The following is an 11,370-nucleotide window of genomic DNA, read 5'->3' as shown; positions in this document are numbered from 1 at the left end:
CACTCATTAGAGTGGCTGACTTAGGATTATCCTTATTAAGGTTTAGGGCTCAATTCCCCATTGCTTGCTTCCAGACAGGTAAGCGGTTATTTTAGCAGAATCTTGTAAACTGTTTGCTGTGGGATTAAATGAATAATCATCGGTTTGTGTGTAACTGCTCCAGTCCTCTTTGGATATCCGGGTTTGCAACTCCACACTTTGACCGGGTTCTAAAGAACCCGCAGCCGATTTAAACCCGATTTCTGCATAAGAATCTGCCCCTGGCTTCGCATTGGATAATGTTTTGAAGCTAGCAATCACATTCCCTGTACCGACGCTCGACCAATCCGTGAAGAAATTTTGTGCTTTCTCCCCGTTAATGGTGTAATAATAACGCAATGTCACGTCTGCTAGGGAAATTGATGAGGTTCCCGTATTGGTTATTTTAAATTTGGAACTGATTGTATTGCTTGTGGCGGATACATTCCCATTGAAGGTTTGCACCTTCAGAACGCCCTCGCCTGTTCCCGGCTCACTTGGCGTATCCTCTTTCACCGTAATCGTAAACAACGCATCATTGCCTGTACTAAAATGGAAGTTTAGTGCTGTCTCTCCTTTAGGAAGTTTAGATAAATACTTGTTGGTAAGAACGACTGTTTCTTCACTAAGCGTATAATCTTCACCTTTGTTCAACACCACACTCCCCTGCTTAATAGCTTCTAGCGTATTGCCGTTAAGTGTTAGCTTGACAGTAAGATCCGTATTGCTGGTATCCACTCCATAGGTTGCAGTCGTTGGTGTAATACTTGCTTGCCCGGTAGACGGCTGATCACCACCCACACGATCTGCCACCAGAATGCCGCGGCCATTCGTTCCCAGATAAGCACGTCCATAAACCCGAGGGTCCCCAATAATTTTGGTCACTCGAGCATATTGATGCTTGTCGTCATTAATGCGCGCCCAGTTTGCGCCAGCATCGTCCGAACGGTAAAATCCACGTGTACCATCAATTTTACCAACGATAAATACCGCTGCATTCGTACGGTTCGGCGCTGCCTTACCAAAGCCTACAAAATCCGCTTCCTGCACATTATCGAGTTTGGTGAATGTAACACCTGAATCCTTGGAATGCCATAAGCCGTATGGTCCTCCATCCTCGGAGCCTCCGGCGAACCACACATCTCCTTCTGCTCCTCGTACAGCATCAATATCAGCATTGCCTGCTGTCGGCAAGCCAGTTACCGCTGATGGCGTAAAGGATACGCCTCCATTGGTGCTCACATATATTTTCCCGGAGGCAAATGCGTAATATTTATTAGGGTTCACTCGGTCAGAGACGATCTTTGCATTCGCTGGAATCCCTGTGCTTGCTGTCCATGAGTTGCCGCCAGTTTTGGAGTAGAACACACCTTTGTCTGATGTACTCCACAGCAAGCCATTACCATCTGTTGCTACGGCGATGCTGCCTCCTCCTGCTGTACCGGAAGGCTCACTATTTGCTTTATACCAGTTGGCTCCTCCATCATTGGAAAAACCGATGGATTTGGCATTTGGATCTTTTTTATAATCCGCTTTACCTACTCGGGCCATAAAAGAAGGATTCAGCTCGGCATAATCAATGCTTTCGCTGCTTGTAAAGGTCGGATTATCCAGCATTTTAGCTGGAGCCTTGAATAAATCGTCATGTCTGAATCCAGAGACATCACCTACTGCGCTCACCAAAGGCGCGCCGGTTGGAGGGCTCACCAGATCCAAAATTGCCGTTTCCTCTACCCCTTTAGCGGCTACTGAAATATCCAGCTTTCCGCCTTTATCCCAATTGGTCAGATTTTTAGAGCCATAAATCGTAGCTCCGGTGCCGTACAACATATGGTCTGAATTAAATGGATCTATCTCCAGATCTCCAATCATCCACCCCAGCTTGGGCGATACTTCCGGTGGTGCAGGGTTGGCATTGAAAGTCAGCCAAGGCGCACCGCTTATATCCAGATTGTATTTCAGCTTACGAGACGGATAACCATCAAATTCCCAAATAGGATTCCAAGTTGCCCCACTATCAGTGCTGCGATAAATCGTTTCATCCGGCCACCAGGCATTCAACGTAGCAACCATGAGTGTACCTGGCTTCTGGGCATCCACCGTCAGTCCACCATATCCAAAATGATTGTCCGCACTACTGCTACCTATGGGGCTAATGTTAGTCCATTGCCCGCTTGCTGTATTCAATTTCCACAGTTCACCCTTTGATCCATCATATGGACCTGCTCCATCGCTATAAGAAATATATAGATTGCCGTCCGGTGATAACACACCGTGATGTGGCAAATAGCCCGTAGGCTGTCCCGCTATAGCAGACCAGGTTGTCCCGCCATCTGTACTGCGATAGACACTTTGCTTTTTATCTGCAACACCTACATAGATCGTCTGCGTTGCTTTACTGGAAGAGCCTGTTTTTTTGTCAAAGGTGATCCACGCTAAACCGACAATGTCGCTGGTATATTCATTGGAAGGGTCCTGTACATACGTCCCTGGATTCGGGAAACTGCTTACCTTGCTCCAAGTTGCTCCAAAATCAGAGCTTTTCCATAGTCCATTACCACTTCGAGCTCCAAAGAACAAAATATTATTTTTATTTGGATCAATCGTCAGACGTTCACCCATTGAACGCCCCGGCATATTGCCCCCCACCTTAAAAGGAAGCTTGGTTGTCTGCCACGTATTGCCCCTGTCGATGGAACGCATAATTTGCCCGTTTTGTTTATCCCATGAATTAGTATACGTACCTGTAGCTATATATACACGATTCGGATCAACAGAATCAGTCGCTAGTGCATCGACACCATTTTTGTTCCAATCCTCCCAGCCCACAGAATCCGTCAGCGGAATCCAACTCTCATTGGCAGCATTCCAGCGGTAAGCTCCTCCAATATCTGTACGGGCATAGATCAGGTCTTTTTCCGTTTCATTAAAAATAATGCCAGGTACAAAACCACCACCTCCACCCGTAACGACACTTTTCCAACTGTAATCGTCACTTGGAGCAGCATGAGTCGGCGCTATCATTCCTGTCCAGGAAGCACCCGCTACCACAAGCGCCAAACAAGCAATTCTCAACCTGTTTTTTGGCTTAGTCAATGAATTCAACCTCCTTCTTCATTATCAATTGAATATGCGAGTCATTTTGAGATAAAAGTAATCAGCCGATTCTGAATTCGTTCCTATCGTTATCGTTGCTTCTCACAATTCTGACAAATGTCCTCTCAGACTCACCCCCATTCATTCCCAATAAATACGGTGCAACACCGGTTTTGTTAGCGCTTACATCGGTGTCTTGCTCAATAGATTCGTCATCTTTTTCCCATTTCCTTGTGCGAAAAATCAAGATAATACAATTTTATCTCCTGCTCCGCAGCTTATAATAGGAGGTTTGAACTTCCTTCAGAGTTAATACCTTTTATTTAATTCTATTATGAATTTTTCATATAGTGAATTAATTACTTAATTTTCATTCTTTATGGGTGTCAAAATACTTGGATTTACAACAAAAAACCGCGCTATGCGCGGTTCCAGCTTCGTTAATATGTCGTCAGTCATAAACATATGCCTATTATTGCAAGTATTCAAGCGCCAGTGCTAAAAAAATATGCCCTGAGACGAGCAATGCCCGCTCATCAAAATCAAAGTGAGGATGGTGATGAGCAAAATGCGTTCGTTCATCCTCATTGCGTGCACCCACATGAATGAAGGCTCCCGGTCGATGCTCCAAATAATAAGCAAAATCCTCTGCTCCCATGACCGGCTTCAAATCCAAAAAAGCGTCTGCTCCATACAGTCTGCCGATGAGCTCGCGTACACGTTCCGTTTCGGCTTCGGCATTCACCAAAGAAGGATAGCCATTCAGATAGTCAATTTCGTATCCGGCATGATAAGCCTCAGTCAACCCCTTGACGATACTGCGAATTTCATTCTCGACTTCCTTACGCACTTCCTTATTAAACGTACGTACGGTGCCTTCAATTTTAGCCTTATCTGCAATCACATTAAAGGCAGTTCCAGCTTGAAATACCCCAATCGTTAACACTGCTGATTCAATAGGGTCCACCCTGCGACTAACCACCTGCTGCAACCCGTTCACAATTTGACTGCCGATAACAATAGAGTCCACCGTCTGATGCGGTCGTGCGCCATGCCCGCCTTTACCGTTGATCTGGATCGTAAACGCGTCGACAGCCGCCATCGCAGGCCCACTCTTTAATCCAATTTTACCAAAAGGAATTTCAGATGCGAGGTGAATACCATATACCGCCTCTACCCCATCCAGACAGCCATCCTCAATCATAAACTTGGCTCCGCCAGGCGGTTTTTCTTCCGCATGTTGAAAAATAAACACAAGCTTTCCCTTCAGCGCCTCACGGTTATGGCTCAACACGCGTGCCACTCCAAGTAACGCAGCCGTGTGACCATCATGTCCGCAGGCATGCATAACACCCGGAACGGTCGATTTATAAGGCACATCCTTTTCATCCTGAATGGGAAGTGCATCAAAATCAGCACGAAATGCAATCGTTCTACCTGGCTGACCGCCTTCTAAAAACCCGAGCACACCGTTTCCACCCACATTCGTTCTTACCTCAATACCAAAAGAGCGCAATTGATCGGCGATAAATGCAGACGTATTCGTTTCTTCAAAAGACAGCTCGGGATGCTGATGTAGATGTCTTCTCCACGCAATCAGCTCTTGTTCATCATCTTTTAATTCCTGAACCCATTTATCTAGCATAATACCCTCTTTTACTATTGAATTTATATACTTCTATCCTTATCTTACCATGAACGGCCTGTAGAATGTAGCTCTCTTATCATGCCGATAGCAGATCAAAGGAAGGGGTTGAACCTAGGCCGGGTAATGACAAGCGGCATAATGTCCTGTGCTAATCGCTGTCAGCTCAGGTGCTTCCTCACGACAACGCGAGGTCGCTAGTGGACAGCGGGTATGAAAACGACAGCCGGATGGCGGCTTCGCAGGCGAAGGAATCTCACCTTGTACCGTAATTAGCTCCCGACGGTTTTTCGGATTTGGGTTAGGTATCGAGGCAACAAGCCCCCGGGTATACGGATGGGCAGGATGCCTGAACAACTCGTCACTTGGCGCAATTTCTACAAGTTTCCCCAAGTACATAACCCCTATCCGATCTGAAATATGGCGGACAATGTGCAATCCGTGTGCAATAAACAAATAGGTTGTATCCAGCTTACGCTGTAAGTCCTGAAGCAGATTGACAATTTGTGACTGAACGGAAACATCCAAAGCCGACACTGCCTCATCCGCCAAAATAAACTGCGGTTGCAGAGCAATGGCACGGGCTATCCCGATTCGCTGCCGCTGTCCTCCCGAAAATTCATGCGGAAACCGAGTAACCAGCGAAGGTGATAATCCAACAGCGCTCAGGAGTTCTTCCACCCGTTCCTGCTTTGCCTTGCCATACAACCCTTCATGAACCGCAAGCGGCTCCCCTATGATATCTCCCACATTCCACCGTGGATCAAGTGATCCGTAGGGGTCTTGAAAAATCATCTGCATATCACGGCGAACGGATCGCAACTCAGAATTTCCTAAACGTGTCAGCTCCCGATCCTGGAACCATACCTGCCCTGAGGTCGGACGTTCCAGCTGCATCAGCAGCCGGCCTAAAGTAGACTTACCGCTGCCGGATTCTCCGACCAATCCAAAGGTTTCGCCCTGCCGGATTGAGAACGATACATCATCCACCGCCCGGATCGAAGCACCCGTCCGACCGGGAAAGCTTTTTTTCACCGGATAATACTTGCGAATTCCATCCACTCTAAACAAGTCCTGCTTGTTCTGGACGGTTTCCGTGATAGTCTCATTGGATTTAGGGGAGTTCTTTACCTGTACGCCATGACTGCTCACCTTAGCCCCATCAACAGTAGATACGTTCGTCAATTCTTCCTTTACTTCGGTTGCCTTTGCAACAGCATTTGCCGTGATCTGCCCTTTCATCGATAGCTCTGTAATATGCCACTCGTCGGAGGCAGCCAATTGCTCCGAATGCCAGCAAGCTACCTCGCGTTCATCCTTGGCTGCCAGCGGTGGCGCTTCGTTTTTGCATTGATCTGTCGCATGCGGGCAACGCGGGTGAAACAAGCAGCCGGAAGGCAATGCACTCAGGCTCGGAATTGCCCCCGGGATCGAAAACAGCTTGCTGCTGCGATCTGTATCCAGTGTTGCCACCGAACGAAGTAACCCTCTAGTGTAAGGGTGCAATGGCAGCTCGAACAGTTCTTCCGTTACTGCTTGCTCCACAACTCGACCGGCATACATCACAACAATTCGATCCGCAACCTCTGCGGCAATACCCAAATCATGCGTAATCAACAGAATCGACATGTTGAATTCTGTCTTTAATTCCTGAAGCAATTGCAAAATTTGTGACTGAATCGTTACATCCAGCGCCGTCGTTGGTTCATCCGCTATTAGCAGCTCAGGGCCACATGAAAGTGCCATTGCAATCATCGCCCGTTGCAGCATCCCACCGGACAGCTCTCCGGGGTACTGCTTCATACGAATTTCCGGTTCAGGAATCCCTACTCTGTTCAGCAAATGAACCGCATGAGCCCATGCTTGCTTTCGTGTCTTCCGGTCATGCTCCATGATGATTTCTATCAGCTGATACCCGATAGTGTACACCGGATCAAACGCCGACATCGGCTCCTGAAATACCATCGCCATCTTTTTACCACGAAGTGAGCGTAATTCCTGCTGTGACAAAACGGTCAAATCTATGCCCTGCAACCGTATTTGTCCTTGGGCAATTCGTCCGTTCTCATAATCGATTAGCCGCATAATCGCCTTGGAGGTAATCGTTTTTCCGCTGCCAGATTCACCGACGAGGCAGACCGTTTCTCCCGCCCTGATCGTCAGTGATACGTTGTCGAGTGCTTGCAGCAAACCTTTTTTAGTATGAAAATCGACCGACAAATGTTCAATCTCCAGCAATGATGACAAACGAACTCCCTCCTTCTATAGCACTTAAGAATAGGCTTCCTGATGCTAGTTTGCGTTCTTTTTCGGGTCCAACTGGTCTCTCAGCTTGTCGCCCAAAATATTGACTGACAACACAAACAACGTAATGGCTAGGCCAGGAAAGGTACATATCCACCAAGCTACTGTCAAATATCCTCGTCCTTGAGACAATACTGTTCCCCAATCTGGAATTTCCTTTACCGTGCCAAGTCCCAGAAAGCTTAATCCCGATCCGGCCAAAATAGCGCTACCGATGCCAAGCGTCGCCATCACGAGCAAAGGGGACAAGGAATTAGGAAGCACATGACGCCAAAAGATGCCGAAAGGTGTAACTCCGATGGAACGCGAAGCAATGACGTAAGAACGTCCTTTTATACTCATGATTTGGCCTCGCATAACTCTTGCATAACCGGGGACAGCAGATATGGCTACCGCCAGCACAATATTGAACAAGCTTGGGCCAAGAGCCGCCGCAATCGCCAAAGCCAGCAGAATTCCGGGAATAGTCATCAAAATATCAATAAATCGCATCAGTATCGAATCCACTGTACCGCCAATGTAACCTGAGAGCGCACCAATAATTCCACCCACCAGACCGCCGACGAGTACCGACATGAAGCCAATAAACAGAGAATCCCGACTTCCGTGAACAACCAGACTGAATACATCCCGCCCAAAATAGTCCGTTCCGAACCAGTGAGAAGCACTTGGGCCTTGTAAAATATGGTCGCTTAACATTTCTGTGGGTGCATAAGAAGCAATCCATTGCGGAAACGCCGCACAGACGATTACGAACACAATAATCAGTCCCGCCGCATATACGAACCCATCCGACACTCCACCGAGCCGCCACCTTCCAGTTTGCCGAGCTACCCGCAGCTTTCTTTCCTTCCAAATTGTTTTGGCAGCCATTGTTTCTCTCAACCGACTTCCTCCTCCCTGAATCCTTCCGGCTTACGCCGAGCGTCTAACCCTTGGATCAATGAACGTATACGATATATCCACCAGTAGATTTACGATCACATACATGATGGCAGAGAACAATACAACTCCCTGCACAACTGGTAAGTCTTTAGCCATAATTGCGTCCGCAATTAAACGCCCAATGCCTTGCCGTGAAAACACCGTCTCACTCACAACTGCTCCGGCCAGCATTTCTCCCATCAGCATCCCGATCATCGTTATCGCTGGAATCAACGCATTGCGTAGCGCATGGCGATACATAATAACCTTCTCAGACAAACCCTTGGAACGGAGCGTTACGATGAACTGCTCATTAATGACTTCCAGCATACTGTTACGCACCATTCTGACAATGAACCCTGCACCGACAATGCCCAAAGTGAGAGACGGAAGCACAAGAGTTTTCCAACCGTCCGAGCCCATAGCAGGCAGCCATCCCAAGTGAATGGAGAAAATAAGCAACAGCAGAATGCCTGACCAGAATGTGGGCATAGAAATGCCGAACAATCCAACGATTCGTGCAATGATATCAATCGGTTTATCCCGATGAATGGCCGACAGCACTCCAAGCAGGACACCAATAATGACCGAAATAGCAGAACCCGCAAGCGTCAGCGCCAGTGTAGGCGGGAGATTGACCCATATTTTAGGCAGCACCGGATCAGCATTGAGCAGTGATTTTCCAAAATCACCTTGTAGCAGATTTCCGAAATAGTTCAAAAACTGAACATGAAAAGGCTGATCCACTCCCAGCTTATGACGCAAATTGGCGATCATCTCTGGCGTGGCCGTTGAAGGGTCAAGAATCGAATCTACCGGGTCCCCCGGGAGCAGATACAAAATGCTGAATACCAAAATACAGGAACCCAGAATGACCAACAAAGAAGTAACCAGTCTTTCTGCAACAGCTCTGATCATAGCCCACACTCCTTCCCTACTGGATGGTCCCCAGAAATTACTTAGCAATACTATTTTTGAATACGCACATCGTTAAAGAGCGGATAACCCACTAAATCGAATTTGAGACCCTGCACTGACTTGGCTGCTCCAACCGTATAAGGGAAAACATAAATCGGAATGATGACGGCCTGATCACGTATTAGCTGTTGCACCTTTTTATAAATCTCCTCCCGCTTGGCATCGTCCTGTTCAATAGCTCCCTGCTCCAACAGCTTGTCGACCTCTGGATTGGAGAAGTTAGGCAGTGTAGGCCGCTGATTTGGTGCCGCTGTGTGGTAAAAAGCATATAAAGCGTTCGGGTCCACATTGACCTGGCTATTTCCGTAGAAATCATAGTTTCCGTTCGTATATACAACTGTTGCAATATCCTTGGTAATTTCAATCTTCACATCAACACCGATTTTCTTCAGCTGCTGCTGAATAATGGCTGCAATGTCGTTCCGTTTTTCACGGTTCGGAGTGCCGTCTACATAATGCAGCGTCAGACGTTGTCCATCCTTCACCCGAAAACCATCCGTTCCCTTAGCCCACCCCAACTCATCCAGTAACTGATTGGCCTTGTTAAGATCAGGCTGCAAGCCGTTTTCCAGTGATTTATCATATCCAAAAATACTTGGAGTGAGTGGCGACCAAGCCTGTTCATAAGTTCCTAGATACAGCGTTTTGACGATCGTCCCCACATCAATACCATATTGCAATGCCTGCCTCGCCTTTAATTCATTCCACGGTGTCTTCTTTTGGTTAATGAACAGTGTATATGGCAATCCTAGGGTATTGACCTGCAACAATTGGAAATTAGGGTCACTCTTCAACGTCAAAATGTTCTGCGGTGGGACGGTTTCAGCGGTCAAAGCCTGCCCACTCTGCACACTGCCGATCCGGGTCGCCTCCTCCGGAACAATTTTAAAGGTCACGCTGTCCAAATACGGCGCTCCCTGATTCTCAATAGTTTCCGGTGCCCATTTGTAATCCGGGTTACGTTCGATTTTGATTTCTGCATTTTCGTCCCATTTTACAAACTTAAAGGGGCCTGTACCCACTGGATGCTTACCGAATTGATCTCCATATTTTCTAACTCCTGCTGGCGAAACAATGGCTACAGCCGGAACACTTAAATTGCTCAAAAATGCCTGCGATGGTCGTTTCAGATTCAATTTAATCGTGTATTCGTCAATCACCTGTGAGGATTCATAGGGAGCCAGCAAGTTAGCGGCATTACCTACTACGGCTTGCGGATCAATAATCCGATCATAGCTAAATTTGACGGCTTCCGCATTGAACGGAGTTCCGTCATGGAACTTAACATCCTTGCGCAGCTTGAATGTATAGCTTTTGCCATCCTCGGAAACGCTCCATTCGGTTGCCAGCCAAGGCTTAATCGTATTGTCCGGTAGCTTTACCACCAAGTTATCGAATATCGCACGATATACCCGAGATGCTACTGCCAATCCACTCTTATGCGGGTCCAGTGAATCCGGCGATGTTGCCAGTGCATAGGTAAGATCTCCACCTTCTGCAGCTTGCCCGCCTCCCGCTGCATTCGCCTCAGTATTCGTAGAATTGGCCCCGCTATTACCCGAGCATGCCGATAAGACCAGCACCATCGACAGGGTTAAAGCTACCATTTTTGCAAATCGACTTGTTCGTTTCACCTAAAAACACTCTCCGATCTGATGGGTGATGTTATGATTACATTGCATTTTTGGAGCCGATGTTTCATTGTTGATAATTCCAATGAGATATATATGAATTATGTTAATAACTGTATACCTGCGTTTTTATAGTGTCAATGCAGGTTCTAATTGGAATGCTCTATAGATGGATAGAAGACTTGAATTGACAACAAAAAAGAGCCGATAGGATACTCTCCCCGACTCTTTTTCATTACTTACTTTCTATTTCGAATTTTTCAGGTATTGAAAAACTGACTGATATTCCCTCTTATCGGATGTTTCTGTTCCCTGTACTCACCTTTCGTATAGCTTCCAATCACCTTACGCCAAAAGGACTGTGCCGGCCTATTCTTGCTCATTTGGGTCACCTTCCAACGTCCGTTAAAACGTCCAAACAGCTCATGAGCCGCCCAAGTCCCAACCCCATTATGCCGATAAGGACGAAGTACAAAGAACTCAGCCATGTAATAGTCAGCTTCTCGATTGCTGGACATTCGGTCAACGAGTGCAAAACCCACAGGAATATCCTGTCTCCAAATCAGAAAAGGTAGCTTCTGTTCACCGCTCGTCCAATATTGATACAAGTCTGGATAAGCCGGGAATGTCCCCTTCTCAGTGACATCAATTCGAAGATAGGCTGTAAAATCATATAAATAAAATTGCATGAGCTGTACAATAATGTCCTTTTGCGACTCCGGTACACTCTTAATAGACAGCTTCAGTTCCGATTTGATATTATACCCCATACTT

Annotated in this window: 7 protein-coding genes; all 7 read right to left on the bottom strand. The window is 46.9% G+C overall.

Translation table 11 applies throughout. From position 1 onward, the window contains the following. Positions 1 to 42: 42 nt before the first annotated feature. On the bottom strand, positions 43 to 3,114 hold the full coding sequence (locus NSQ58_RS14855) for a X2-like carbohydrate binding domain-containing protein (RefSeq protein WP_341057650.1): 3,072 nt from the start codon (positions 3,112 to 3,114) through the stop codon (positions 43 to 45). Between the two features lie 472 nt (positions 3,115 to 3,586). Further along, entirely contained in the window at positions 3,587 to 4,759 is a 1,173-nt protein-coding gene (locus tag NSQ58_RS14850) for a M20 metallopeptidase family protein (protein ID WP_068942589.1), read from the bottom strand. A gap of 114 nt (positions 4,760 to 4,873) precedes the next feature. Continuing rightward, positions 4,874 to 7,006, bottom strand: coding sequence for an ABC transporter ATP-binding protein (locus NSQ58_RS14845; RefSeq protein ID WP_341057649.1), 2,133 nt, complete (start codon positions 7,004 to 7,006; stop codon positions 4,874 to 4,876). A gap of 45 nt (positions 7,007 to 7,051) precedes the next feature. Further along, positions 7,052 to 7,948: an ABC transporter permease gene (locus NSQ58_RS14840; protein ID WP_023988939.1), complete on the bottom strand. Its 897-nt coding sequence runs from the start codon at positions 7,946 to 7,948 to the stop codon at positions 7,052 to 7,054. Positions 7,949 to 7,978: 30 nt separating this feature from the next. Further along, positions 7,979 to 8,905 (bottom strand): ABC transporter permease, encoded by a 927-nt coding sequence (locus tag NSQ58_RS14835; RefSeq protein WP_023988940.1) that lies wholly within the window; start codon positions 8,903 to 8,905, stop codon positions 7,979 to 7,981. A gap of 50 nt (positions 8,906 to 8,955) precedes the next feature. Further along, positions 8,956 to 10,572 (bottom strand): ABC transporter substrate-binding protein, encoded by a 1,617-nt coding sequence (locus tag NSQ58_RS14830; RefSeq protein WP_445671675.1) that lies wholly within the window; start codon positions 10,570 to 10,572, stop codon positions 8,956 to 8,958. A gap of 284 nt (positions 10,573 to 10,856) precedes the next feature. After that, the gene (locus tag NSQ58_RS14825) at positions 10,857 to 11,366 is read right to left on the bottom strand and encodes a GNAT family N-acetyltransferase (protein ID WP_341057647.1); all 510 of its coding nucleotides are present in this window, start codon (positions 11,364 to 11,366) and stop codon (positions 10,857 to 10,859) included. Positions 11,367 to 11,370 lie beyond the last annotated feature (4 nt).

The organism is Paenibacillus sp. FSL M7-0134, assembly GCF_038007865.1.
Classification (GTDB): Bacteria; Bacillota; Bacilli; order Paenibacillales; family Paenibacillaceae; genus Paenibacillus; species Paenibacillus polymyxa_B.
The sequence above is the reverse complement of the archived record's forward strand: the minus strand, read 5'-3'. Positions and strand labels throughout refer to the sequence as shown.